The following is a 24,972-nucleotide window of genomic DNA, read 5'->3' as shown; positions in this document are numbered from 1 at the left end:
GAGGGTGGTGGTTTGTTGGTGGGTGAGGGGGAGTGAGGCCATGGCGCCGGTTCCGGCGAGTTGGAGGAGGGTGTGGGAGCGGAGGGCTGTGATGTGTGCGGCGTCGTTGAGGGTGAGGGCGCCGGCGATGTGGGCGGCGGCGATTTCGCCTTGGGAGTGTCCGATGACGGCGTCGGGGTGGATGCCGTGGTGTTGCCAGAGTTTGGCGAGGGAGGTCATGACGGCGAAGAGTGCGGGTTGGATGACGTCGACGCGGTCGATGGGTGGTGTGTCGGGCAGGCCGTGGAGGATGTCGAGGAGGTTCCAGCCGGTGTGGGGTTGGAGTGCTTCGGCTGCGGCGGTGAGGTGTTCGGTGAACACGGGTGAGGTGGCGAGCAGTTCGCGGGCCATGCCTTCCCACTGCGAACCCTGGCCGGGAAACACGAACACGGTCTTCCCGGTCTCCGTGACCGTCCCGCGTACCGCGTCCGGACCGACCGTGTCCCGTTCCAGCCCCGCGAGGTTCTCCAGCAGCCGTTCCCGGTCCCGCGCGACGACGACCGCGCGATGGGCGAGCCCGGCCCGGCCCGTCGCCAGTGCCTTCGCGGCCGGGCCCGGGTCGAGCTCCGGGTGCTCCTGGAGGTGACGGCGCAACTGTCCGGCGTTCGTGGCGAGCGCCTCGGCATTGTGGCCGTACAGCAGCCACGGTGGCGAAGCCGCACCGGTCACCGACGGCTCGTTCGGGGTCACGTCGTCCGGCGCCTCCTCCAGCACGACGTGTGCGTTGGTGCCACTCATCCCGAACCCGGAGACACCGGCCCGGCGCGGACGGCCGTTCGGGAGCCACTCCCTGGCCTCGGTGAGCAGGCGTACGGCTCCGGCGTCCCAGTCGACGTGCGGTGAGGGCTCGTCCACGTGCAGGGTCTTCGGGAGCAGCCCGTGCCGCATGGCCTGCACCATCTTGATGATGCCGCCGACCCCGGCCGCGGCCTGGGTGTGCCCGATGTTCGACTTCAACGACCCCAGCCACAGGGGCTGTTCGGCGGGCCGGTCCTGTCCGTATGTGGCGAGCAGCGCCTGTGCCTCGATCGGGTCGCCCAGCGTCGTCCCCGTGCCGTGCGCCTCCATGGCGTCCACATCGGAGGTCGTGAGCCCGGCGTCGGCCAGGGCCTGACGGATGACCCGCTGCTGCGAAGGACCGTTGGGGGCGGTGAGGCCGTTGCTCGCCCCGTCCTGGTTGGTGGCGGTGCCCCGGACGACGGCGAGAACCTCGTGTCCGTTGCGACGCGCGTCGGACAGCCGCTCGACCAGCAGCAGCCCGACCCCCTCGCCGAAGGCCGTACCGTCCGCACCGGCCGCGAAGACCTTGCACCGGGCGTCCGGGGCCAGGCCGCGCTGCCTGCTGAATCCGACGAAGATGTCGGGGTTGGCGAGCACCGTCGCCCCGCCGGCCAGGGCGAGATCGCACTCGCCCCGGCGCAGCGACTGCACGGCCAGATGCAGGGCGACCAGCGACGACGAGCACGCCGTGTCCACCGTCACCGCCGGGCCTTCGAGCCCGAGGGTGTAGGCGATCCGCCCCGAGGCGATGCTGCCCGCACTGCCGATGCCGAGGTATCCCTCCATATCGGCGGGGAGCTTCACCCGGGACCCGTAGTCCGTGTACACGACCCCCGCGAACACTCCGGTCCGCGAGCCGTGCAACGACGTCGGGTCGATGCCGGCCCGCTCGAACGCCTCCCAGGCGCTCTCCAGCAGCAGTCGCTGCTGCGGGTCCATGCTCGTCGCCTCGCGCGGGCTGATCCCGAAGAAGGCGGGGTCGAACTGGTCCGCGTCGTGCAGGAACCCGCCCTCCCGCGCGTAGGACGTGCCCGGGTGCGCCGGATCGGGATCGAACAGCCGGTCCAGGTCCCAGCCCCGGTCGGTCGGGAACGGGGAGATGACATCGCTCTCCGACGCCACCACCTGCCACAGGTCCTCCGGGTTGCGCACCCCACCGGGGTAGCGGCAGGCCATCGACACGATCGCGATGGGTTCGCCGTCCCGCACCGGGTCGCGTCCGGTGGGTACCGCCGTGTCGGTGCCCGCACCGTCGCCCAGCAGCCGGTCCCGCAGATGGGCCGCGAGCGCGGCCGGCGAGGGGTGGTCGAAGACGAGGGTGGCGGGCAGTCCGAGCCCCGTCGCCGTGTTCAGCCGGTTGCGCAGTTCCACGGCCGTCAGGGAGTCGAAACCGAGGTCCTTGAACGCGCGGGACGCGTCGACCGCGTCCCCGGCGGAGTGCCTCAGTACCCCTGCCACCTGCTCACCGACCAACTCGCCGAGCAGCCGCAGCTGTTCCGGCCCGGACAGACCCACCAGGGCCGAGACGAGTGTGCCCGCCGCGGCGGCGTCCGCCCCGGCGGCGGTACGGACCGTGCGGACCAGCGAACGCAGCACCGGGGGCAGCAGACCGGCCCCGGCCTGTGCGCCCAGGGCTGCCCGGTCCAGGCGCGCGGAGAGCAGGGCGGGCCGGTCCGCCGAGCGCAGCGCCAGCTCCAGACCGGCGGACACCTGGTCCTCGTCGAAGCGGACGAGCCCGTGGAAGGCGGAGTCGGGCACGGCATCCCGGGGTCCCCAGGAGAGGGAGACGCCCGGCAGTCCGAGTGACAGCCGGTGCTGTGCCAGCGCGTCGAGGTAGGTGCCGACCGCGGCGGCGCCCGCGCGGCCCGTGCCGCCGAGTGCGGACGACGCGTCAGGGGCGAGCAGGACGAATGCGGCCAGGTCGAGACCGAGGGTGAGCTCGTGGAGATTCCAGGCCGCCGCACCGGCGGATCGCAGCCGGGCGCCGAACTCCTCGGGCGCGGTGGAGAGCAGGACCGTGCGGTCAGGCGCGGGCGGCGCGTGGAGGACCGCGCCCACCGGATGCGCGGCCGGCACGGCGGCCAGCGCCCCGGCCAGGAAGTCACGGTCGGCCGCGTCACCGTCCGCCACCACGACCTCGGCGCCGAGACGGGCCAGCCGGTCCGCCAGCCCCGCAGCCGGAGACAGCAGAAGCAGGTGCCGCGCGCCGAGCGCGCTGACGGCGTGGACCGCCGCGACTGCGGCGAGGTCGCCGCCGCCGGAGACCACGACCGTCGCACCCTCGGACAGGACGGGCAGCTCTCCGGCGTCCTGCGACACGGACGCGATGAGCCTCGGAACACGTATCTCGCCGTTACGCAGGGCGAGTTGAGGTTCGCCGGCCGCGAGAGCCGCTTTCAGCGCGCCCAGGGAGGAAGGCTCGGTGTCGAGATCGACGAGGGTGATCCGCCCCGGGTTCTCCGCCTGGGCCACCCGGATCAGGCCCCAGACGGGAGAAGGAACCAGATCCTGCACGTCGTCGGGGCCGGTGGTGACGGCGTGGTGCGTGAGGACCGCCAGCCGGGTGGCACTGTTCGCCTCGTCCGCGGTCCAGGCCCGCAGCGCGGGCAGCAGTTCGCTCGCCGACGGCGCGTGCAGCAGGACGAGACCGGGGGCCGCGCCCTCGCCCGGCGCCGGATCGTACGGGACATGGACGGCGTCGCCGAAGGCGTCCCGCAGCCCGGCCTCGGGTTCGGCCGACGAGGTCCAGCTCGGAGACGGCGAAGAGGCACCCTCGCCCGGTGCGGCCACCGCCGTCCAGTCGGTGCGGAGCAGCCAGTCGTGACGGACCCGGTCCACCCGGTCCAGGGCCCCGGAGGGCAGTGGCCGCAGGACGACCGAGTCGACGGAGGCCACCGGGGCGCCGGCCGGATCGGCCAGCAGGACGGCGAAACCCTTCCCGTTTGGTGAGACGCGGACCCGCAGACCGCCCGCGCCGACCGCGTACAGGCTCACGCCGTGCCAGACGGCCGGTTCGAGCAGCTCGTCGCCCTGGGAGAGGAGCGCCTGCACCGAAGCCGTGAGCAGCGCCGGATGCAGCCCGTACCGTCCGGTGTCGGCCGCGACGCCCTCCGGCGCGGACACCTCGGCGTACAGCTCTTCGCCCCGGCGCCACAGCCGCGTGAGCCCCTGGAGCGCGGGGCCGAGCTCGTGGCCCAGCGCGACCAGCCGCTCGTACACCTCCCCGGCATCGACGGCGGTCGCCCCGGCGGGCGGCCAGGAGGTCAGGGAGCCGGGCGCGGAATCGGAGGCGGACCCGGCTGCGCCGAGCAGACCCGTGCCATGGCTGGTCCAGGCGCGGTGCAGGGCGCTGTCGTCGTCCGCGTCGTCGTACGCCCGGGTGTGCAGGGTCAGCTCGCGACGGCCGTCGCCGCGCGGGGCCCCGGCCGTCATCTGCACGTCCACGCCACCGGCGGCGGGAATCGCCACCGGAGCGTCGAGCGTCAGCTCGTCCACCGCGGGATTCCGCCCGCGCCTCCCTCGCCGCACTCACGCGCCTCGGCGCGAAGGAACACACCTTCACCCCGGTCCCCGGCCGGGGCAACTGGCTGGCCCCGGTGCTCGTGGCCGGCGCCGGCCCCGTAGGTCTCACCGCCGCGCTCGTGCTGGCCCGTGCGGGCGTGCCCGTCACCGTGCTGGAGGCGGGGGACGCGCTGGCCGCCGAGTCCCGGGCCTCCACCTTTCACCCGCCGACCCTGGAGATGCTGGACGCCCTCGGCGTGGCCGACGCCCTCGTCGCCCGCGGACTGATCGCCCGTACGTTCCAGTACCGGGACCGCCGCATCGGGCCGGTCGCCGAACTCGACCTCGCCGTCCTGAGCGAGGACACCTCGTATCCCTACCGAGTGCAGTGTGAACAGAACAAGCTGACACCGCTGCTGGCCGACGCGCTCGCCCGGTTCCCGGGTGCCGAACTGCGCTTCGGGTGCAAGGTCGCCGGCGTCCACCAGGACGACAGCGCGGTGACCGCCGTCCTCGACGACGGACGCACCGTGGGCGGAAGCCATCTGCTCGCCGCGGACGGCGCCCACTCCGCCGTCCGGCACTCCCTGGGCGTCGGCTTCGACGGCATGACGTACCCCGAACGTTTCCTCGTGGCCTCCCTGGACGAGGACCTGACCGCGGAAGTGCCCGGGCTGGCGCCGATCGCCTATGTGCTGGACCCCGACGAGTGGCTGGTGCTGCTCCGCACCCCGGACCACTGGCGCATCCTCCTGCCCACCCCGGACGGCACCTCCGACGAGGCCGAACTGGGCCGACTGGAGGCGCGGTTGGCCCAGCTCCGGTCCGACCTGGGCGCGGAGCGCCCCTGGCGGGTCGCACACGCCAGCCTCTACCGGGTGCACCAGCGGGTCGCCGCCGGCTTCCGGCAGGGCCGCGTCCTGCTGTGCGGTGACGCCGCGCACGTGAACAATCCGCTCGGCGGCATGGGTATGAACAGCGGCATCCACGACGCGGTCCTCCTCGCCACCCCACTCGCCGCCCTCGTCCGGGGCGAGCCCGGCGCGAACGCCGCGCTGGACGCGGCCGCCGAGGCCCGCCGTGACTGCGCCCTGACCTACGTGGGCGCCCAGACCCACCGCAACTGGGAACGGCTGCGGGTCCGCGATCCCGAGGCCCGCGCGGAGCTCATCGCCGAGCTGCGCGCGACGGCCGCCGACCCCGCCCGTGCGCGCGGCGCCCTGCTGCGCAGCTCGATGATCGCCTCGCTGCGGCCCGTCTCCTGAGCGGTGCGCGGCGCCCGCCCGAGGAGAGGCCATGGCTGCCAACGAACTGATCGAACGTCAAAACCCTTCCCGCACCGCGGAACTGGTCGGATCGGTGCCCGTCGCACAGGGCGAGGACGTCCGTCGGGCGGTGGCCGCCGCGGGCCCGGCCGCCCGGGCCTGGGCGGCCGAGCCCGTGGACGTACGGGCGCGGGCGCTGCACGCGGCAGCCGCCGAACTGGACCGGCGGACCGCCGAGGCCGCCGTCCTGCTCGCCCGTGAGTCGGGCAAACCGCTCGCCGACTGCCAGGGTGAGCTGGCGTTCTCCGCGGCTGTCCTGCGCTGGTACGCGGCCGCCGCCCCGGCCCTGCTCGCCGACCACGAGGTGGACGACGGGCAGGGCCGGCTGGTGGTGCGCAAGCGCCCGTACGGCCCGGTGGCGGCGCTCACCCCGTGGAACGCGCCGGTGGTCCTCACCGTCCTCAAACTCGCCCCCGCCCTGGCGGCGGGTAACGCCCTGCTGGTCAAACCGTCCCCGCTGGCCCCGCTCGCCCTGGACCGCCTGTTGCGGGACCTGGCCGGCTGCTTCCCTCCGGGTCTGCTGCACACCCTGCACGGACACGAGGCGACCGCCGCGGCGCTGGTGGCCGACCCCGGTGTGTTCAAGGTGGCGTTCACCGGCGGTGAGCGCGCGGGGCGCGCCGTCGGCGCGCTCGCCGCGGCGGCGCTGACCCCGACGACGATAGAACTGGGCGGCAACGACCCGGCGATCCTGCTCGACGACGCGGCGCTCACCGAAGAGGCCATGGACCGGCTGGTCATGGCCTGTCTGGCGACCGCGGGCCAGGTGTGCATGGCGGTGAAGCGTGTGTACGTGCCCCGGCGCGCCCASGACCGCTTCACGGCCGCCTTCGCCGCCGCCGCCGACCGGGTTGTCCGGCTCGGCGACGCACTGCACCCCGGCGTGACCGTGGGCCCGGTCGTGGGCGCGTCGGCGGCCGCACGCCTGGCCGCGCTCACGGAGGACGCACTGCGGCGCGGAGCCCGTGCCACCCTCCTCGGGTCGGTCTGCCCGGACACCGACCTGTCGGCCGGCCACTTCGTCTCGCCGCTGTTGTTCACCGGCCTCGGAGACGACGATCCGGTCGTCCGCGACGAGCAGTTCGGCCCCCTGGTCCCGGTGCTGCCCTACGACCGCGAGGACGAGGTCGTCGAGCGGGCCAACGCGGGTGAACTGGGCCTCGGCGCTTCGGTGTGGAGCGCCGACGAGGACCGTGCGTTCGCCTTCGCCGCCCGGCTGGACGCCGGATTCTGCTTCGTCAACACGCACAACCGCACGGGCATGTCCCTGCGGGCTCCCTTCGGCGGCGTCAAACGCAGCGGGCACGGCCGGGAGTACGGCGCGGAGGGACTCGCGGAGTACACCCAGCCGTGCGTGGTGCACGCGCCGGCGGCCTTCCGGCCGGGCGGCGGCGGGATGGCACCCGGTGCGTACCCGGTGCCGGGGTGAGTGGTCCCTGTGCCCGGTGCCGGGACGGTGAGCCGTCCCGGCACCGGGGTGGGGATCAGTGGGCGCCGGTGACCGTCACGCCCGGGTCGGCGGCGTCGCCGGTGTTCCAGACGTAGTCGGCCGCACCCGCGTCACCGAGCGCGGCCCGCAGGAAGCGGCCCGCCCAGCGCGCGGACGCCTCGATGCTCTGGGCCTGCGTCAGCGACTGGGCGGAGGTCTCGCTCTCGGCGGGCGAGGGGCTCTGCACATCCGTGATGCCGTAGTGGTTGGCGTTCGCGAGCCGCACGATCTGCTTCGGCGTGTTCTCCAGGTGGTTGTACGTCTGCTCGGCGTCGGACGGGGGTGCGATGCCGTCGGCGGTGCCCTGGACCAGCTGCACCGGGATCTGGTTGTCGATATCGGCGAAGATGCCGAGGAAGGCGTTGTTGGTGCCGTAGAAGGACGCGGCCTTCACCTGACTCGGCAGGTCGAAGCTCAGTGCGGGACAGAAGACCGTGCTGCACGCGTCCTCGGCCGCGGCGAGGCCGGCGGCCCCGCCGAAGGAATGCCCGAGCAGCACCATCTTTCCGCTGTCGATGCGCTTGTAGAGCGGTGACGACGCGTCGTACTTCGTGTCCTTCATCCAGTCGACCGTCCGCGTGACCTGGTGCTCGGCCGCGTAGCGCTCCCACTCGAAGATCATCAGGCGGTAGTGGTTGGGCACGACGACGACGAAGCCCTGCCGGGCGATCGCGCTCGCGTACTGGGCGTACTGGGCGCGGTCCACCTTCGCGCCCTGGAGCAGCAGGGCTACCGGCAGGCCGGTGCCGCCGGAGGGGTAGTACACGTCGGCGTCGTCGCCGCCGTAGCTGGTCTGGTACATGGAGACCGCGGGTGTCGTCGACACCTGCGCGGGCGCCGCCGACGCGGGGACGGGCGCCGCGAACAGTGCGGCGACCAGGGCCAGCGGTGCGATCAGGAGACGTGCTCTTCGGTTTCTCACGGACACTCCGATGAAGGGAGGGCTATTCGGGTGTGTTCCTTTGCGGGAAACAGAGTTCCACTCAGGGGGACGCTCGCGCCAGGGGTTCGGCCCCGTCCATGAGGAAAACTTGCCTCCGACGACCCGTCAGGAACGGTGCACAGCACGACATTGTGGGGCGTTCGCAGGCCGGCCTCTTGACAGTCCCGCCCTCTGTTCGCTGTCATCTCCCTCACCACGGGAGTGGAACAGCGTTTCTACAATGGAAACGCCCGCCCCGTACTCGGAGGCCCTCCATGCGTGTGCTTTCCCGCCTGAGAATCCTCGTGCCAACCGTCGCCATGGCGCTGTCGGCGCTTGCCGTACCCGCCTCCGCGCAGGCGGACACGGCGTCGACCGGCGTCACCTCGGCATCGACCGACGTCGCCGTCTCCTGCGCCGCCTTCACCTACCACCCGGACGCCGACTGGTACTTCCCGTCCGGTGCGGCCAAGGGGCTGATCTGGCTCCAGCACGGATTCGTACGGTCCGGCGACAACATGGCGGACCTCGCCGGCCACTACGCCGCCGCCGGCTACGTGGTGTTCGTCCCGACCCTGCCCAGCGCGGACGTCTTCGGCTGTACGCTCCAGAACATCGGGAACAACAAGCCGTTCCTGAACAACGTGGCGACCTGGTTCAGCGGCGCGGACGGCTCCGCCAGTGCGCTCGCGGCCAGTTACCAGCGGGCCGCGGCGAAGGTGGGACGCACCGGTACCTCACTGCCCACCTCGGTGCTGTTCTCCGGCCACTCGGCCGGAGGCGAGGCCGTCGAGTACGTCGCCGAGCGGCTGCGCGTCACCTCGCCTGCAACCTTCGGCCGGCTCAAGGGCCTTGTGCTGCTCGACCCCGTGACGTCCGTCATCGGGAAGAACAGCGCGGACTCGCTGGCCGGCCTGTCGACGACCTCGCTCCCCGTGCGGGTCATCGCCTCCCCGCCGTACCTGTGCAACAGCAGCGCCTCCGGCACCACCGTGCTCCGGAACGCCTACCCCGCCGCACCGTTCCTCGGAGTGGAGCTGACCACGGGGTCGCACGTGGACTCCGAGGGTGCCAGCAGCGATGGTGCCGCCTCGCTGGCCTGTGGTACCTCGCAGGCCAAGAACATCACCGCACTGCAGACCCTGGCCGTCGGCTGGGCGTCGGACGCCCTGTCCGGCACGACGACCGCGACCTACTACCCCGGCGGTACCTACTACCAGTCGCTCATCGCGGCCGGCACCACCGAGACCCTTTCGGGCAGCGGCAGCTGACGCCGGAGGGTGCCGCGAGCCGGGCTCGCGGCACCCTCGCTCCGTTCGTGAGGATCAGCCCGCGTCGGACCCGGCGTGGTCGACCACGGCCCGCTCGGCGAGGCGCGGACGCAGCCACGAGGCGAGTTCCAGGTGGCGCGGATGGTTCTGGTACGCGCTCAGTCCGGCCTCGTCCTCATGCCGGGTGATCATGCACAGATGGAACGACACCGGTGAGCCGACGGTGTCGAGGCCCAGCTCGATGGACCGGATCTCCGGTACCAGAGGGGCGAGTTCGGCCAGCCGGCGGCGCGCCTCGGGCGCGTCGCCGGGGTCGGTGAACCGCATCAGAACGACATGGGTGAGCACGGCAGCCTCCGGGAGATGGCAGGGGAATTCCCTCTGTCGCAAGGGCGGCTGCGAGTGTATGTTTGGGAAACGCTGTTCCGCTAGAGGAACCACAGGAGGATGCCATGGCCCGCGTCACCGGCTCCGTAAGGGTGGCTGCGGCCCAGTTCGCCGTGGGGGAGGACAGGGATTCGAACCTCGCGGCCGTACTGCGCGCCGTCGATGAGGCGGCTTCCCTCGGTGCCGCGCTCGTCGTGCTTCCGGAGTTCTGCAACCACCTCTCCTGGTACCGCGACCGGGCCCACGCGCGGCGCGAGGCGTGCCGGCCGGGAGACTCCTTCCTGACGGCGGTCGCACAAGCCGCCGCCCGTCACGGGCTGTTCGTCAAGCTCCACGTCACCCTCGCGACCGAAGGCGCCGCGCCGGACCGCGACGACGGCATGCGGATCACCGCCGCGAGCCTTCTCTTCGGCCCGGACGGCACGCTGCTGGGCCGCGCCGACAAGCAGACGCTCATGGGCAGCGAGAACGACCACCTCGACCCGGCCGACACCGAAGGACCGGTGATCGACACGCCGCTCGGCCGGTTCGGTCTGTACTCCTGCATGGAAGGAGTCGTCAACGAGGTCTGCCGGGGGCTCGCCCTGCGCGGCGCCCAGGTACTGCTCAACAGCCTCAACTCCTTCGCGCTCGACGAGGCCTCTCTTCACATACCCGTACGCGCCGCCGAGAACAAGGTCTGGGTGGTGGCGGCCAACAAGATCGGCCCCCTCATCCCCGACGACCACCTCGCCACCGTCAGCGCGGGGCTGGGAGTACCGCCCGAGGCGTTGCACGGAGCGGGCGAGAGCCAGATCGTCCGCCCCGACGGGACCGTGGCGGCCCGTGCCCCCCGGAACCGCGAGGCGGTCGTGGTCGCCGACATCGAGCCCGCCGCAGCCGACGACAAGCGGCGCCCCGACGGCACCGACCTCTTCGCGGCCCGCCGCCCCTGGCTCTACGGCCCGATCGCGAGCGCGCCGCGCCCGCCGGCACCGTTCCCCGCGGAGCGCGCCGAGCGCGTCACCGCCGCGGTGCTGCGCCCGGCCGGACAGGGCGAGGCTGCGCTCCGCGACGCGGTCGCCCTCAGCGGCCGGGCCGCCGGGTCCGGCGCCCGGCTGATCGTGCTGCCGGAACTGTTCCTCTGGCCCGACGGCGTCGTTCCCGGCGGAACCCCCGATCCGTCGTCCCTCACGGCCGGGGCTCTGGCCGCCCTGGCCGGGGCGCTGGCGGGGACGGACGCCCTGCTTGCCTGCACCCTTCCCGAGGCCGGCGTGCACACCGGGTTCCTGCTCGGCGCGGACGGGCCGGTGCTGCGCGTACCGCAGCTGCACCCCTGCGCCCGGCACTCCCGCTGGGCGGTCGAGAAGCCGGCCCCGCCGTCGACCCACGACGCCCCGTGGGGCCGTGTCGCCCTGGTCGTCGGCGACGACGCAGTGCACCCGGAGACGTTCCGGCTGGCCGCCCTCGCGGGCGCGGACACCGCGGCCGTCTGCTACACGGGCGCCGAGCCCTGGGAGCACACGCTCGGGCTGCCCGAGCGCTCCGCCGAGAACCGGATCAACGTGGTCGCGGCCGGTCACGGGCAAGGGGCCGTCCACGCTCTGCCCGTGAACTTCGGGCTCTGGCAGAGCTGCGAGGGCGGCTTCACCGGCAGGATCAGCCACCCCCTGACCACCCACGCGACCGGTCCGCTCACCCTCTCCGCCCTCCATCCCGACCAGGCGGCCCGACGCCTGGTCTCCCGCCGCACCGACCTCGTCGACGGCAGGCCCTGGCAGCTGGCCGGCGCGCTCACCGCCCCGGAGCCCGGGTCCCGTACCGCCTGATCTCCCCCCTTCTCCCGGGCCCGGAACCCCTGCGAACAGGCAGGCACCGGCAGGCATCCGGCACCCGCGGCGAGGACCACCTCGACCCTTCCTCCGCCCCAGTCACCCCGAGGAGCGCCATGACCGAGACTCTCAAGGCTGTGCAGGACATGACGGACATGGCACCCGTCACCGACGTCACCGAGACCTTCCTCCAATGGCAGGAACTGCTCGGCGAACTCAAGGCGAAGATCGACGCCCGCTTCGAACTCACCCGCGACCCCGCCACCCTCGCCCTCGACTCCTACGGCAACCCGCCCGAGAGCCCCGGCGGTTCGCTGGCCGCCTACAGCGGGCCGGAGATCGACTGGATGGTCCACTCCTGGCTGGGCAACCCCACCCAGGGCTTCGCCAACCTCCATCTGACGGTGTGGCTCGGACCGCACATCCGCGTCCCGCACCTCGCCATCGCCCTCCTGTGCTGGCCGGGAGGCTGGTTCTACCTCGACTCCGTGCCGAGGACCAGCCTCATCGCCGACGGCGAGGCGTACGACCGCTACTACGCGCCGCTGGAGCAGGAGTGGCTCGAGGTCCGCGACAGCCACCCGAAGCTGGACTGGTTCACCAGCCGCGCCGGCTTCATCCGCGCGAGCCTCTCGCCCACCGCGTACTGCTACTCCCTGCCCCGCGACGAGGAGCACATCGACCTGGTGCGCCGGCTCACCCATGCCCACGTGGACCGCTGGCTGGGCTGGGTCGACGCCGCCGAGACCGTTCCGGAGGAGGAGCGCGACGCGCTCGCCGCCGCGGACCTCGCGACCCGGCGCAACATCGCCGAACGCGACCCCGCCAACGTCATGGGCGTGCGCTACTTCGGCCAGGAGACGACGGACCGTCTGGTACGCGGCCTGTGGGGCGGCGACCGCGAGCTGCCGAGAGCCCGGTGACCGCCGACCCGCCGGAGACGGTGGTCCGTTCGCTGTGGTGGGCGTGCCGGGTGCCCGGCCTGAAGGAACCCTTCGACACCGCCCACCTGCGCGTCTTCTACCCGTCCCGGCCCACGGGCTCGGACGACGAGCGGCTGACCGGCGAACTGCCCGCCGACCCGTCCCGCGCCCCCTACCCCGTCGTGCTGCTGCTGCCCGGCATCAACGTCGGCCAGGACGCCTACCGTTGGCTCGCCGTCGAACTCGCCCGCGCCGGTCTGGTCGCGGTCACCGCCGACCTGGTCGGTGAGCTGTTCGCCGGCAGCCGCGGCCTCACCCCCTCCGTGGACCTCGAAGCGGCCTCGCCCGCCGGCTGGGGCTCCCGCCCCACGAGCCCGCTCATCGGCGCGCTTCTCGGCGCACTGGCCGAACTCGCCCGCCGTGCACCGCTGGAGGGACTCCTGGACCTCGAACGGGTGGCACTCGGCGGCCACTCGGCCGGAGGCACGGTCGCCCTCCAGTCCGCAGCCCTGACACCGGGCGTCCGGGCGGTGTTCGCCTACGGCGCCCACACCCTCGTCGCCTCCATGCTCGGCTGGCCGGAAGGCACCGTCCTGCCCGTGGGTCCGGGAGCGCCGGTGCTGCTGCTCTCCGGCGAGCACGACGGCGTCATCGCGGCCAGCGCCGACCGCTACGCGGACGACGAAGCCGACCACGATCCGGTCCTGCGCACCTTCCGGGAAGCCGTGCCCGACGCGGCCGGCGCCAGCGCCTGGGCCCGGCTCGCCGGCGCCGGCCACTTCACCGCCTGCCACCCGCACGACCCCACCACGGCCCGCGGCTTCCTGGAGGAGACCGGCGCCGGCCGGGAAGCCCCACGCCCCCTGCTCGGGCGGCTGGTCACCGAGTTCTGTGCGGCGAGGCTGCGCGACGATGCCGCCGCCGGCCACCGCCTCGACGAGCTGCTCAGGCCGCCGCACCCCGGACTGCTCGCCGTACACCGACGCTGACCCACGACCACCTCGAACGACCCGAGGAGCGCTTCCCCGCCATGTTCAAGAACTTCTGGTACGCGGTCGAGTTCGCCGACCGTGTCGGCCGCACACCCGCCAAAGTGGTCTGTCTGGGCCAGAGCTTGGTCCTGTACCGGACCAAGGACGGCAAGCCCGTCGCCCTGTCCGACCTCTGCGCCCACCGCGGCGCCGCGCTCTCCGGCGGCAGCCTCTCGGACGACTGCGTCGTCTGCCCCTACCACGGCTGGCGCTTCGACCCCGAGGGCGCGTGTACGTCGATCCCCGCCAACATGCCCGGCCGCGGGATCCCCAGGAAGGCCCGTGTCGACTCCTACCCGGCGTGCGAACGCTACGGGTTCGTCTGGGTGTTCATGGGCGACCTGCCGGAGGCGGAACGCCCCCCGATCCCGGTGTGGCCCGAGTTCGACGACCTGGTCGAGAACGGCGGCAGCTACCGGGTGGTCACCGGCGAGTACCTGTGGAACTCCAACTACGAACGGGTGCTGGAGAACGGCTGCGACATCGCCCACACCCCCTTCGTCCACGGAGCCGCCTTCGGCAACCCCGACCGGCCCGAGGTCGAGGAGTACACCGTCGAACAGCCCGACGAGTGGTCGGCGTTCGCCACCGTCTCCATGCACCCGCCGGCGGCCAAGGGCCTGTGGTCCAAGCTCTACGCCGACCGCAAGTCCCAGGGCCAGGAACGCCCCCCGGTGGTCACCACGGCGGGCTGGATGCTGCCCAACCTGGTCAAGCTGCATGTGCGGCTGCCGTTCGGCAACATGATCATCTACGACACCAACATCCCCGTCGACGAGACCACCACCCTCGTCAAATGGGTGGCCCTGCGCGACTTCTTCACCGGCTCCTGGGCCGACGCGAACGCCCGCAAGCGGGTCTACCGCATCTTCGGCCAGGACGCCCCCGTCGTGGACGCGACCCGGCCGGAGCTGCTGCCCGCGGACCTCGGTGCCGAGCTCCACCTGCGTTCCGACATGATCTCGGTGGCCTATCGACGCCGGCGTCAGGAACTCGCCGCCAAGGGCTGGGCCGTGGGCCCGGGCGACCGCATCACCGGCGACGTGCCCGAACGCACCTCCACCGTGATCGCCTCACCGAGCCGCCGGGACGTGCCCGAGTTCGGGCGCGCCTGGGAGCAGAAGGCCCACGGATTCCACCCGACGGTCGAGAGCGCCGAGCAGTCGGCCGCCCAGCGCACGGCCGAGAGCACACAAGAGCCCGCCGCCCGGCGCACGGCCGAGAGCACGGAACAGCCCGCCGCCCGGCGTACGGCCGGCGAGCCCGAACGGTCCGCCGCCCGCACGACGGCCGAGCACACCGAGCAGTCCGCCGCCCACCCGGAGAGCGAGTGACCACCATGAACAGCGCCCCCGCCCCGGACGCTACGCCCAGCCCGCCCACCGCCCTGTCCCTGCGGATCCTGGACCGCCTGGTCGCCGCCACCGGCGTCACCGAGGTTCCCACCGCCTGGACCGCCCTCACCTCGGCCGCCTTCCCCGGACCGGCCGGCTCCGTCCGCTGCTTCACCGGTGACGGCCCGGTCGCCTCCGTCGTCCATATCTCGCTGGTGGTCCCGCCCATCGGGCTCGACAGCCACATGGTGTTCGCCTTCGGCGCCGCCGACGACCCGCTGCCCCACTTCACCCTGGACGCGGTTCGGACCGGCGACTCCTACGCCTTCCATCTCGACCTGGTGCAGCGCGCCGACCTCGCCGCCCACGGCGACTACACCGACCACGTCTACGGGCCCCTCACCGCCCCGTTCGAGAAGACCGCGGACATCGCCGGAATTTCCCCGGCGCACATCGGCCCCCGCCAACGGGCCCTGATGTCCCCGTGGATGCTGGCCCACCGCGCGGACGACGCCGCCTTCGCCGGGATCGGCCCGATCGCCGACGCCTACCTCGACCACTGGCTCGCCCTCGCCGCCGACTTCCCCGCCGCGGCCGCCGACGACGTGGAGCACACCGGCCTCGCCGACCGCGACCACCGGATGCGGGAGCTCCTGTTCAGCCCGGAGATCGACGCCGTCTGGGCACAGGTCGAACGCCTGGTCGGCCCCGCCGTGACGGACGGACTGCGCGCCTTGCTGATCACCGGCAGCCCGGCCGCGGAGGAGACCCCGTGAGCGAGAACCAGCCCCAGGAACCCGCCGCCGGGCCCAGCGTCTGGCAGCAGCGCATCGCCGGCGAATGGCACGGCCGGCCCTCCCTGTTCGACGCCACCGGCACCTGGTGCGGCTACGAGGACATCCGCCGCTCGTCGGAGTACACCGACGGCGCCACCGTCTACCGCATGGACGGCGGCCTCGAAGGCGGCGGCCCGCTCGCCGGCCGGTTCCGGCTCGCCGCCCCGTTCGCCTTCGGCGTCACCGACGCGGACGACAACCGCGTCTACGTCGGCCCCGACTTCCACGGCAGCGGACAGCCCTACGGCACCTTCGTCGACGCCCGCTACTACGGGCCCGGCTGGCAGGCGGGCCTCAACACCTGGAACCACGTGCTGCCCGACGGCGACACCCAGGTCTACTCCTCGGTCCTCTACCAGGGCTGGACCGTCGTGGGCTGCTTCAACGGCGTCTACCGGCGCACCACCGACCACGACGAGAACCCCGCCACCCGCGAGGCGGTCGCCGCCCACCTCGCGGCCGAGACCCGCTGCGGCCCCGTGCCGTGGATCCTGCCCACCAAGCAGCCGGGCACGTTCACGGGGGAGTGCGAGGTGTGGGACGCGCACCAGAAGCGCCTGGGCACCGTCCTCGTCGAGGACCGCCTCACCCCGCTGGACCTGCTGCGCACCGAGCACCACCTCAGCTGGTCCGGAAGCGGACTGGACCGTGAGGCCACCGTGGTGCGCCGCCGCGACGGCACCCGTGAGTTCTGGGAGGGCCCCGGCGCCTGGGGCAACGCCCAGGCCTTCGGCCGCGCCAACTTCCCGGTCTGGCACTTCGCGGACGGTGGCGCGCAGCGCGTCGTCGGCCGCGAGTACGCGCTCGACGCCACCCCCGGGATGAGTGCCGGCGGCCGGCTCGCCGTCACCTACGAGGTCTTCGACGGCCAGATACTCGCCGCCGTACTGCACGGAGTCCTGGACTGGAGCGCGTCATGACCGCCGAAGGGCCTGTCGTCGTCATCACCGGTGGGACCCGGGGCATCGGCCACGGACTGGCCCGCGCCTTCCTCGGCCGGGGCTGCCGCGTCGCCCTGTGCGGACGCACCGCCGAGGCCGTCCGGGAGGCCGTGGCCCGCCTCGACGCACCCCCGGACCGGCTGGTCGGCAGGCCCGCCGACGTCACCGACCGCGTCCAGCTCGCCCTCTTGTGGGAGGCGGCGCTCGACTCGTTCGACACGGTCGACGTGTGGATCAACAACGCGGGCGCCGTGACCACCCGCCGCCCGGTGTGGGAGCTGACCGAGGACGAGGTCGGGGTGGTCGTCGACGCCAACCTGATGGGCGTGGTGAACGGCTCGGCCGTCGCCACCGCCGGGTTCCTCGAACTCGGCCGCGGCGCCGTGTGGAACATGGAGGGCTTCGGCTCGGACGGCCGTGTGCTGCCCGGACTCGGCGCGTACGGCGCCACCAAGAGCGCCGTCACGTATCTGACCCGGGCTCTCGCCGCCGACCTCCGCGCGTACGCCGCCACGCACCCGCACGACGTGCGCGCCATGGCGCTGTCGCCCGGCATGGTCGTCACCGATGTCCTCACCCACGGATACACCCCGCAGGAGTACGAGAAGGCTCGCAAGGTCTTCGACATCCTGGCCGACACCGTGGAGACCGTCACGCCCTGGCTCGCCGACCAGGTCCTGTCCGGCAGGACCCGCAACGGCGGCCGCGCTGCCTGGCTGACCCGGCGCAAGGCCGCCGGACGCTTCGCCGGCGCCGCCTTCCGGCGCCGTCACATCATGCCCGACCATCCGTCCGGTCCGCCCGTACCGGCGCCACAGAAAGAGGAGACGGGCGCATGAGCGACCTCGACTACCCGGTGTCGCTGGCCGTCGAGGACTTCGTCCCCGTGCTGCTGACCGCGTGCGCGGCGGCCCGCCTCGTCGCGCCCGCCGCCCGGACGGGCCGCACCGGACGCACCCTGGCCGTCTCCGCCGCCGTGCTGATCGCTGCCGGAGGCCTGTCCAAGGCCGGCTGGAAACTCGTCGTGGCCCTCGACGGCCCCGACCTCCAGGTGTTCAACAAGGCCCTGTTCCCCCTGCTGTCCGCGGGCTTTCTGCTGCTGGCCCTCGCCCTGCTGCGGTTCGGGCTGCCCGGCGCCCCGCAGGCCCGGGGCGGCGAACCGTCCGGTGGCCGGCTGCCCTGGGTGTTCGCCGGGCTGTGGGCGGTGGTGGCCGGCGCGTCGGCGGCGTTCGCCTCGACCGCCCCCGTCATGGCGCTGACCATCGCGGCCGTCACCGTGTGCGCGGTACGGCTGATCCTGCTGGCCCGCGCCGCCGGTGACACCCTCGCCGCCTCGTCGGCAGGGTTCTGGCTGCTGGGCATGTACGTCCTCGGCCCACTCGCCTCGCGCCCGGACCAGAGCGTGGCGCTCCAGTGGGTGGAGCAGTCGTGCAACACCCTCACCCAGGCCGCGGCCCTGCTGGCCGCCTGGCGGCTGGCTCCGGTGCTGGGCGCCCCGGCCGAGGCCCCCGGCCCGCCCCCTTCCACTCCCGACACCCGGACGGTGACCTCATGACCGACGCCCTCGGCTGGCGCCGCAAGTTCGGCGTGATCGCCCCGAGCACCAACACCATCGTGGAGCCCGACTTCTACCGGATGACGGTGCCCGGTGTGACGGCCCACTTCTCCCGCATCCACATCCGCGATCAGGACATGGACGGGGACGCGGGCATGGAACGCCTCCTCGACCAGATCCGTGCCGAGATCGGCGGCGCCTGTGAACGCGTCCTGACCTGCGAGCCGGACTACATGGTCATGGGCATGTCCGCCGAGACCTTCTGGGGAGGCGTCGAGGGCAACCGGGAGTTCATCAAGCAGATCCACGACATCACCGGCCTCGACGTGGCCACCGGGGCACAGGCGTGCGAACGGGCTCTGCACCTCTACGGTGCCCGCCGCATCGCGGTGGTGACGCCCTATCAGCCCGTCGGTGACGAGAACGTGCGCCGCTTCTTCACCGAACTCGGCTTCGAGGTGGTCGGCATCACGGGACTGCGCTGCCCCACCGCGGTGTCCATCGCCCATGTCGCGGAGGACGAACTGCGGGAGGCGCTGACCTCCCTCGCCGCTCTGCCCGGCGTCGACGCCATCGTCCAGTGCGGCACCAACCTCTCGATGGTGCGGCTCGCGGACGAGGCCGAACGCTGGCTCGGGCTCCCCGTCATCGCCATCAACGCGGCCACCTGGTGGATGGCGCTCCGGGACAACGGCTTCACCGAGCGCATCGAGGGTGCGGGCAGCCTGCTGCGCGACCACTGAAAGCCGCTGCGCCTCCCGGCAACGGGTGCCGGGAGGCAGGCGGACAGCCGTACGACGGACGGCGGCAAGGCCGGTGGGACGGTTACCGGCTCAGCGGGCGTGAGCCGCTCCCGGCCGTTCCCGGTCCCGGCGCCGGCCCGCAGGCAGCGGATGGGGGGCCGCACCGGGGACGACCGTGCTGGTCAGCGTGCCGAGGCCCGCCACGGTCAGGCTGACGGTGTCACCCGGGCCCAACGGCGGCGGGTTCTGCTCGCCGCGCAGGCCCCACAGTTCCGCGAGACAGCCGCCGTTGCCGCAGGTCCCCGACCCGAGGACATCGCCCGGCACGACCCGCGTGCCGCGGGACGCGTAGGCGGTCATCTCCTCGAACGTCCAGCTCATGTTGGACAGCAGGTCCGTGCCGACCGTCTCACCGTTGATCTCCGCGGTGAGCGCCAGACGCAGGAAGCCGTCCCCGTCCCGGAACGGCTCCAGTTCGTCGGCGGTGACCAGGTACGGCCCCAGCGTGGTCGCGGTGTCCTTGCCCTTGCAGGGGCCGAGGCCGACCTTCATCTCCGCAGACTGCAGATCGCGTGCGGACCAGTCGTTGAAGACCGTGTATCCGACGATGTGGTCGCGGGCCTGCTCCGCGGTGAGGTCACGGCCCTCACGGCCGATGACGGCGCCGACCTCCAGCTCGAAGTCCAGGACGGCCGAGCCGGGCGGCATCGGCACGTCCTCGCCGGGGCCGTAGACCGCGTGGGGGTTGGTGAAGTAGAACGTCGGCGCCGCGTACCACTGCTCGGGCACGCCCGCCACGCCGTCGATGGACCGGCGGACCCCCTCCACGTGCTCCTCGAACGTGACGAAGTCCCGTATGGAGGAGGGCTGGAGAGGCGGAAGCAGCCGCACCTGCGAGACGTGCGGTCCGGCCGGGACGTCGAGTGCCGCCGCACCCGCGGCGAGCAGTCCGGGGAGGCCGTCGGTCTCCCGCAGCAGGGTGGCGAGCGAGGAGACGCCCGGCAGAGGGAAGAGGGTGCCGTCCTCCTCCACGACGGCCACGCGGCGGCGGTGCTGATGCTCATAGGCGGCGAAACGCATGACAGGGCTCCTGGAGACGGGAGGGGCGGCGTGCGCGGCCGGTGCCGCGCACGCCGCCACCGGGGAGGGCAGGGATCAGACGGGCGGTGCGACGAACACCCCGCGGTCGGGGTCGTTGAACGACTCCTTGGCGACGATCTCGTTCATCGCGTTGGCCGTGCCCCACTGGTCGGTGACCTCGGGCCGGGAGAAGTCGTAGACGTGCGGGTGCCAGGTGTCCTCGTCGAGGTTCTCCAGTTCCGTCGTGTACTCGACCGTGTTGCCGTGCGGGTCGAGGAAGTACGTGAAGGTGTTGTCACCCGCCATGTGCCGGCCCGGTCCCCAGACCTTCTTGAAGCCGGCCCGCATGACCCGGCCGGAGCCGCGCATGTACTCGTCGATGCCGCGCATCTCGAAGGAGACGTGGTGCAGAGCCGTGTGCGGCCCCTGCGCGATGGCCATGGAGTGGTGCTGGTTGCTGATCCGCATGAAGTGCATGACCTCGCCCATGTGCGGGGAGGAGAGCGTGTCGGAGAGGGCGAAGCCGAGGTGGCGCTCGTACCACTCCCGCGTGCGGTTGAGGTCGGGGGAGTTGAGGACGACGTGGGAGAGCTTGACCGGGATCGCTTCCTTCTCCTCGATCCTGCGGTGCTGCCGCACCTCGACGTCGGCGGAGACCTCGATGGTGCGCCCGTCGACGTCGAAGAAGCGGAAGCCGTATCCGCCGCCCGGGGTGTCCACCTTCCCGGGCCGGCTGATCAGCTCCACGCCGCCGGCCAGCAGCCGCTCGGCGAGCGTGTCCACGTCGGCCGGGTTCGCGGCGCCGTAGGAGACGAGGTCGAGCCGCTTCTCCTCGGCCCTGCGCAGCCGTACGACGTACTGCTCGGGGGAGCCCTCGGCGGCGAGGAACGAGATCCCGGAGTCCTCGGCGATCTTGGTCAGGCCCCACACCCCGGCGTAGAAGTCGAGCTGCTTGTCGTAGTCGGGTACGGCCAGGTCCACATGGCGCAGATGAGTGAGCAGGCGCATGAGGTCAGTCCTTCCGGAGGAGGGCGGCGGCGTTGCCGCCCCGGACGGCGTGGAAATCGGAATCGGTGAGCCGTGCGGCGCGCAGCGCGCCGACCGGGTCCTCGCTGCCCATGTCGAAGGGGAAGTCCGAGCCGAGCAGCACCCGGTCGGCCCCGGCGACGCGGACCAACTCCCGCAGTACGTACGGGTCGTGGACGAGCGAGTCGAAGTACAGCCGCTTGAGATAGCTGCTGGGCAGATGGGCGCAGCCGGCGCCCGCGTCGGAGCGCGCGGACCAGGCGTGGTCGGAGCGGCCGATGTGGGTGGGCAGATAGCCGCCGCCGTGCGCAGCGATCACCTTGAGCCCGGGGTGGCGGTCGAGTACCCCGGAGAAGATGAGGTGGGAGAGCGCCACCGCGTTCTCCGTCGGCTGGCCGACCGTGTTGGACAGATACCACTGGTTCAGGCGCTCGTCGAGCGTGCACCCGAAGGGATGCAGGAACAGCACCGCGCCGCTCTCCTCCGCCCGGGCCCACAGCGGCTCGTACGCCGGATCGGACAGCTCGCGCCCCGGCGCGTGACTGGAGATCTCCACCCCGAGCAGCCCGTGACCCAGGGCGTCGTCGAGGGCTTCGACGGCCAGGTCCGGGTGCTGGAGCGGTACGAGTCCCAGCCCGCGCAACCGGTCCGGAGCCGCCGCGCAGTGTGCGGCGGTGGCCTCGTTGGCCAGCCGCCAGACCTTCTCCGCGGTCTGTCCGTCCGTCCAGTAGTGGTAGTGCGAAGGAGACGGGCTGACCAGCTGCACGTCGACGCCCTGCCGGTCCATCGCCGCGAGGCGCACGGCGACGTCGGTCATCGCCGGGATGCGCTCGCGCACCATCGGCCCGTTCACGGCCAGGGCCTCGGCACCGTTGCGCCGGGCGTCGAGTCGCCTGGCTTCGGCCAGGCCGGGCAGACCGGCCACCAGGGCCTCGATCTCGGGGAGCAGGAGGTGCGCGTGCACATCGATGGTGGGCACGGTCACGGCAGCTCCCGGAGCATCGTCATGGTGCGGCCCATCAGGCCGGGTACGTCCGCGTCGCGTACCCCGTCCAGCTGCCACTGGCCGATCTGCACGGACGCCTCGACCACTGGGCGGACCCGGGCGACACGTCGCTCGTAGTACGCCTGGAGCAGCGCGTCGTCCCAGGTGTCCGAGCCGGTCAGCAACTGCGCGAGGACCCAGGCGTCCTCCAGTGAAAGGGCGGCGCCCTGGGCGAGCGTGGGCGGGCAGCAGTGGGCCGCGTCGCCGATGAGCACGACCCGGCCGCGGTGCCAGGACCCCTCCACCAGCATCCGGTCGAACCAGGTGTAGTTGACCTGGGCCGGGTCGGTGATGTGCTCGGTGATCTCGGGCCAGAAGCCGCCGTAGGCGGAGGCCAGCCGGCGCATCTCGTCCGCGTACGACTCCGGCGGGATCGAGGCACGGTCGCGGTTGGCCTCGACCACGTAGGCGTACAGGGTGTTGTCGCTGGTGGGGCAGTATCCGGCGATGTACGCCGGTCCGCCGTAGGCCAGGTCGGTGCGGGTCACGCCGGCCGGGCGGGGAGCGGCGATCCGCCAGATGGCCATGCCGGTCGGCTCGGGCTTCGCCGTGATGCCGAGCGCGGCACGCGTGGTGGATCCCAGCCCGTCGGCGGCGATCACCAGGTCGTACCGGCCTTCGGAACCGTCGCTGAGGCGGACGCGGACACCGTCGGCGTCCTGCTCCAGGAGCTCGGCGGTGACGCCCAGACGGACCGACGCGCCACTCGTGCGCACGGCCTCGATCAGGATGCGCTGGAGCTGCGGCCGCTGCATGCCGACGGTGGCGGGGAGGTCGTCGCCGCCACTGCGGATGTCGTCCTGGACGTGCAGCACGGTTCCGTCGGGAGCGGTGATGCCGACTGATCCGAAGCCGTAGCCCGATGCCTCGATCTGCTCCCACACGCCCAGTTCGCGCAGCACCCGCAGGGCGTTGCCCTGGAGGGTGATGCCCGATCCGGCGGTGGCGTTCCAGTCGTCCCTGGCCTCGATGAGATGCACCTCGACACCGGCGCGGCGCAGCAGGAGCGTGACGGCGTTTCCGGCCGCGCCGCCTCCGATCACGAGGACTCTGCAATCCTCGTTGCGGGCTTCAATCATGGGGAACTCCCTTGTTCCTGAGGCTACTTGACGGCGATCGGGTTGACGGGCGATCCGACGGCGCCGGTGATGGGGAGAGGGGCGGCGGTGAGCCAGAACGCGTACTCGCCATCGGCTGCGCAGTCCTCGGCGAGCGCCTCCAGGTCCCACATCTCACCGATCAGGAGGCCGATGTTGGGGATGGCGACCTGGTGCAGCGGCTGGAAGGCGTGCTCGAACTCGTTGGGCCGGACCTCGAATCCCCAGGTGTCGGTGGCGATCGCGGCGATCTCGGTGCCGTGCAGCCAGCCCGCTGTGCTGAACGACAGTCCGGGGGCGGGACCGCCGGCGTAGTCGCCCCAGCCCTCGCGGCGGACCCGGCCGAGCTGCCCGGTGCGGACCAGGACGATGTCACCCCGGCCGACATCGACACCCTGGGCCTCGGCGGTCGCCGTCAGGTGTTCCTCGGTGATCGCGAAACCGTCGGGCAGCTCGCCGCCTTCTCCGATGACGCGGCCCACGTCCAGCAGCACGCCGCGCCCGGCGACGTGCGGGGCCATGTGCTCGATGCCGGTGACCAGGTCTCCCTCGGAGGTGACGACCTTGTCGGCCGGCCTGCCGTTCCACGCCTTGCCGTGGTCGAAGATGTGGCCGAGCCCGTCCCACTGCGTGGAGCACTGCAACGGCATCGCGATGACGTCGTCGGCGCCCCCGAGACCGTGCGGGAAGCCCTGGAGCCCGAGAGCCGCGTCGGTGCCGGTGTCGAGCATGGTGTGCACCGGGTTGGTGCGCCGGCGCCAGCCCTTCTGCGGCCCGTCCATGTCGAACCGCTGGGAGAGGGAGAAGCTGGCGCCCCGCCGCACGAGTGCCGCGCCCTCGCGGCGCTTGGCCTCGTCGAGGAAGTTGAGGGTGCCCAGTACGTCGTCCTCGCCCCAACGGCCCCAGTTGGAGTACGCCTTCGCGGCGCGGGCGATCGAGCCCTCGGGGTCGTGGCGGTCGAAGATCACGAGGAGCCCTCCGCGACACAGCGCGTGCGCTGGGCGGCCGCGTCGGTGCCGGTGTCGAGCATGGTGTGCACCGGGTTGGTGCGCCGGCGCCAGCCCTTCTGCGGCCCGTCCATGTCGAACCGCTGGGAGAGGGAGAAGCTGGCGCCCCGCCGCACGAGTGCCGCGCCCTCGCGGCGCTTGGCCTCGTCGAGGAAGTTGAGGGTGCCCAGTACGTCGTCCTCGCCCCAACGGCCCCAGTTGGAGTACGCCTTCGCGGCGCGGGCGATCGAGCCCTCGGGGTCGTGGCGGTCGAAGATCACGAGGAGCCCTCCGCGACACAGCGCGTGCGCTGGGCGCCGAGACCCGTCACGGAACCGTCCATGACGTCCCCGTCGCGCAGCAGCCGGCCCCAGTGCATGCCGTTACCGGCCGGGGACCCGGTCAGGACCAGATCGCCGGGCAGCAGCCGCGCACTCTGCGAGGCGTACGACACCATGCGTGCCACGTCGAAGATCATGTCCTCGGTGGACTCGTCCTGCATGGTCTCGCCGTTCAGCTTCAGCACGAGGCGCAGGCCGCCCGGGTCGGTGACCGACGCGGCGGGCACGATCCAGGGGCCGAGCGGGGTGAAACCGGGCGCGTTCTTGCTGCGCAGCCAGTCCGTGCCGATCTGCGGCATGTCGCGGCGGAAGACCGTGGCGCGGTCGGTCAGGTCGTTGGCGATCGTGTACCCGGCGACGTACTCCAGCGCCTCCTCCACGGACACCTGGTGGGCGGTCCGGCCGATGACCGCCGCCACCTCCAGCTCCCAGTCGGGCTTCTTGGCCCAGGCGGGGAGCACGACGTCGTCGTACGGGCCCGTGATCGCGCTCGGCAGACCGATGAAGAC

The 24,972-nt window shown here is 72.6% G+C and carries 21 protein-coding genes and 1 pseudogene; 12 read left to right on the top strand and 10 right to left on the bottom strand.

Features of this window, described 5'->3' with window-relative positions; all coding sequences use genetic code 11:
* Positions 1-4,314 (bottom strand): type I polyketide synthase (locus tag EAO72_RS41950; protein ID WP_187285059.1); only part of this gene is annotated, 4,314 nt, incomplete at its 3' end.
* Positions 4,315-4,415: 101 nt separating this feature from the next.
* Between EAO72_RS41950 and EAO72_RS15185 the strand changes: the two genes are divergently transcribed.
* On the top strand, positions 4,416-5,585 hold the full coding sequence (locus tag EAO72_RS15185; protein ID WP_222724089.1) for an FAD-dependent oxidoreductase: 1,170 nt from the start codon (positions 4,416-4,418) through the stop codon (positions 5,583-5,585).
* A gap of 31 nt (positions 5,586-5,616) precedes the next feature.
* The gene (locus tag EAO72_RS15180; protein ID WP_148017872.1) at positions 5,617-7,074 is read left to right on the top strand and encodes an aldehyde dehydrogenase family protein; all 1,458 of its coding nucleotides are present in this window, start codon (positions 5,617-5,619) and stop codon (positions 7,072-7,074) included.
* A 55-nt stretch (positions 7,075-7,129) separates the two neighbouring features.
* Here the strand turns inward: EAO72_RS15180 and EAO72_RS15175 are convergent, their stop codons facing one another.
* The gene (locus tag EAO72_RS15175; RefSeq protein ID WP_148017871.1) at positions 7,130-8,056 is read right to left on the bottom strand and encodes a poly(ethylene terephthalate) hydrolase family protein; all 927 of its coding nucleotides are present in this window, start codon (positions 8,054-8,056) and stop codon (positions 7,130-7,132) included.
* A 275-nt stretch (positions 8,057-8,331) separates the two neighbouring features.
* Between EAO72_RS15175 and EAO72_RS15170 the strand changes: the two genes are divergently transcribed.
* On the top strand, positions 8,332-9,327 hold the full coding sequence (locus tag EAO72_RS15170) for an alpha/beta fold hydrolase (protein ID WP_148017870.1): 996 nt from the start codon (positions 8,332-8,334) through the stop codon (positions 9,325-9,327).
* Positions 9,328-9,381: 54 nt separating this feature from the next.
* On the opposite strand, the gene EAO72_RS15165 is transcribed toward EAO72_RS15170, so the two are convergent.
* A complete protein-coding gene (locus tag EAO72_RS15165; protein WP_148017869.1) occupies positions 9,382-9,675 on the bottom strand; it encodes a Dabb family protein in 294 nt (97 codons plus the stop codon).
* Between the two features lie 104 nt (positions 9,676-9,779).
* Here EAO72_RS15165 and EAO72_RS15160 point away from each other — a divergent pair, with 104 nt between their 5' ends.
* From EAO72_RS15160 to EAO72_RS15120, 9 genes are all read left to right on the top strand, one after another.
* On the top strand, positions 9,780-11,522 hold the full coding sequence (locus EAO72_RS15160) for a nitrilase-related carbon-nitrogen hydrolase (protein ID WP_148017868.1): 1,743 nt from the start codon (positions 9,780-9,782) through the stop codon (positions 11,520-11,522).
* Positions 11,523-11,641: 119 nt separating this feature from the next.
* Complete coding sequence (locus EAO72_RS15155; RefSeq protein ID WP_148017867.1) at positions 11,642-12,448, top strand: oxidoreductase; 807 nt, start codon at positions 11,642-11,644, stop codon at positions 12,446-12,448.
* Positions 12,445-13,437 carry an alpha/beta hydrolase gene (locus tag EAO72_RS15150; protein ID WP_148017866.1) on the top strand — a complete coding sequence of 331 codons (993 nt, stop codon included), beginning with the start codon at positions 12,445-12,447 and terminating at the stop codon, positions 13,435-13,437. The genes EAO72_RS15155 and EAO72_RS15150 overlap by 4 nt, the downstream gene beginning before the upstream one ends.
* Before the next feature lie 41 nt (positions 13,438-13,478).
* The gene (locus tag EAO72_RS15145) at positions 13,479-14,813 is read left to right on the top strand and encodes an aromatic ring-hydroxylating oxygenase subunit alpha (protein WP_148017865.1); all 1,335 of its coding nucleotides are present in this window, start codon (positions 13,479-13,481) and stop codon (positions 14,811-14,813) included.
* Positions 14,810-15,589 (top strand): hypothetical protein, encoded by a 780-nt coding sequence (locus EAO72_RS15140; RefSeq protein WP_148017864.1) that lies wholly within the window; start codon positions 14,810-14,812, stop codon positions 15,587-15,589. Before EAO72_RS15145 ends, EAO72_RS15140 begins: the two co-directional genes overlap by 4 nt.
* Positions 15,586-16,569: a hypothetical protein gene (locus EAO72_RS15135; RefSeq protein ID WP_148017863.1), complete on the top strand. Its 984-nt coding sequence runs from the start codon at positions 15,586-15,588 to the stop codon at positions 16,567-16,569. The genes EAO72_RS15140 and EAO72_RS15135 overlap by 4 nt, the downstream gene beginning before the upstream one ends.
* On the top strand, positions 16,566-17,429 hold the full coding sequence (locus tag EAO72_RS15130; RefSeq protein WP_148017862.1) for an SDR family oxidoreductase: 864 nt from the start codon (positions 16,566-16,568) through the stop codon (positions 17,427-17,429). Before EAO72_RS15135 ends, EAO72_RS15130 begins: the two co-directional genes overlap by 4 nt.
* Positions 17,426-18,145, top strand: coding sequence for a hypothetical protein (locus EAO72_RS15125; protein WP_148017861.1), 720 nt, complete (start codon positions 17,426-17,428; stop codon positions 18,143-18,145). The genes EAO72_RS15130 and EAO72_RS15125 overlap by 4 nt, the downstream gene beginning before the upstream one ends.
* Complete coding sequence (locus EAO72_RS15120; RefSeq protein WP_148017860.1) at positions 18,142-18,888, top strand: maleate cis-trans isomerase family protein; 747 nt, start codon at positions 18,142-18,144, stop codon at positions 18,886-18,888. Before EAO72_RS15125 ends, EAO72_RS15120 begins: the two co-directional genes overlap by 4 nt.
* Positions 18,889-18,978: 90 nt before the next feature.
* Here EAO72_RS15120 and EAO72_RS15115 read toward each other — a convergent pair whose 3' ends face one another.
* The 7 genes and pseudogenes from EAO72_RS15115 to EAO72_RS15085 form a co-directional block, all read right to left on the bottom strand.
* On the bottom strand, positions 18,979-19,968 hold the full coding sequence (locus tag EAO72_RS15115; RefSeq protein WP_148017859.1) for a fumarylacetoacetate hydrolase family protein: 990 nt from the start codon (positions 19,966-19,968) through the stop codon (positions 18,979-18,981).
* 75 nt (positions 19,969-20,043) lie between these two features.
* On the bottom strand, positions 20,044-20,976 hold the full coding sequence (locus tag EAO72_RS15110; RefSeq protein WP_148017858.1) for a VOC family protein: 933 nt from the start codon (positions 20,974-20,976) through the stop codon (positions 20,044-20,046).
* Between the two features lie 4 nt (positions 20,977-20,980).
* Positions 20,981-21,979, bottom strand: a complete 999-nt coding sequence (locus tag EAO72_RS15105; RefSeq protein WP_148017857.1) for an amidohydrolase family protein — start codon at positions 21,977-21,979, stop codon at positions 20,981-20,983.
* Positions 21,976-23,118 carry an FAD-dependent oxidoreductase gene (locus EAO72_RS15100; RefSeq protein ID WP_148017856.1) on the bottom strand — a complete coding sequence of 381 codons (1,143 nt, stop codon included), beginning with the start codon at positions 23,116-23,118 and terminating at the stop codon, positions 21,976-21,978. Before EAO72_RS15100 ends, EAO72_RS15105 begins: the two co-directional genes overlap by 4 nt.
* 23 nt (positions 23,119-23,141) lie before the next feature.
* The gene (locus EAO72_RS15095) at positions 23,142-24,104 is read right to left on the bottom strand and encodes a cyclase family protein (RefSeq protein ID WP_148017855.1); all 963 of its coding nucleotides are present in this window, start codon (positions 24,102-24,104) and stop codon (positions 23,142-23,144) included.
* A 35-nt stretch (positions 24,105-24,139) separates the two neighbouring features.
* Positions 24,140-24,403: pseudogene (locus tag EAO72_RS15090) on the bottom strand (cyclase family protein); the annotation flags it as partial.
* Positions 24,400-24,972, bottom strand: a 573-nt coding sequence (locus EAO72_RS15085; protein WP_148017854.1) for a fumarylacetoacetate hydrolase family protein, incomplete at its 5' end; no start/stop codon positions are given. The pseudogene EAO72_RS15090 and the gene EAO72_RS15085, both read right to left, overlap by 4 nt.

This window comes from Streptomyces sp. OR43, assembly GCF_008042275.1.
In the GTDB taxonomy this organism is placed as follows: domain Bacteria; phylum Actinomycetota; class Actinomycetes; order Streptomycetales; family Streptomycetaceae; genus Streptomyces.
This window is presented reverse-complemented; position numbering and strand designations above follow the sequence as displayed.

Bases quoted from the DNA above. Each gene is read 5' to 3' on its own strand.
- EAO72_RS15170 (WP_148017870.1), top strand. From the start codon at position 8,332: ATGCGTGTGCTTTCCCGCCTGAGAATCCTCGTGCCAACCGTCGCCATG.
- EAO72_RS15160 (WP_148017868.1), top strand. From the start codon at position 9,780: ATGGCCCGCGTCACCGGCTCCGTAAGGGTGGCTGCGGCCCAGTTCGCC.
- EAO72_RS15155 (WP_148017867.1), top strand. From the start codon at position 11,642: ATGACCGAGACTCTCAAGGCTGTGCAGGACATGACGGACATGGCACCC.
- EAO72_RS15145 (WP_148017865.1), top strand. From the start codon at position 13,479: ATGTTCAAGAACTTCTGGTACGCGGTCGAGTTCGCCGACCGTGTCGGC.
- EAO72_RS15130 (WP_148017862.1), top strand. From the start codon at position 16,566: ATGACCGCCGAAGGGCCTGTCGTCGTCATCACCGGTGGGACCCGGGGC.
- EAO72_RS15125 (WP_148017861.1), top strand. From the start codon at position 17,426: ATGAGCGACCTCGACTACCCGGTGTCGCTGGCCGTCGAGGACTTCGTC.
- EAO72_RS15120 (WP_148017860.1), top strand. From the start codon at position 18,142: ATGACCGACGCCCTCGGCTGGCGCCGCAAGTTCGGCGTGATCGCCCCG.
- EAO72_RS15115 (WP_148017859.1), bottom strand. From the start codon at position 19,968: ATGCGTTTCGCCGCCTATGAGCATCAGCACCGCCGCCGCGTGGCCGTC.
- EAO72_RS15110 (WP_148017858.1), bottom strand. From the start codon at position 20,976: ATGCGCCTGCTCACTCATCTGCGCCATGTGGACCTGGCCGTACCCGAC.
- EAO72_RS15100 (WP_148017856.1), bottom strand. From the start codon at position 23,118: ATGATTGAAGCCCGCAACGAGGATTGCAGAGTCCTCGTGATCGGAGGC.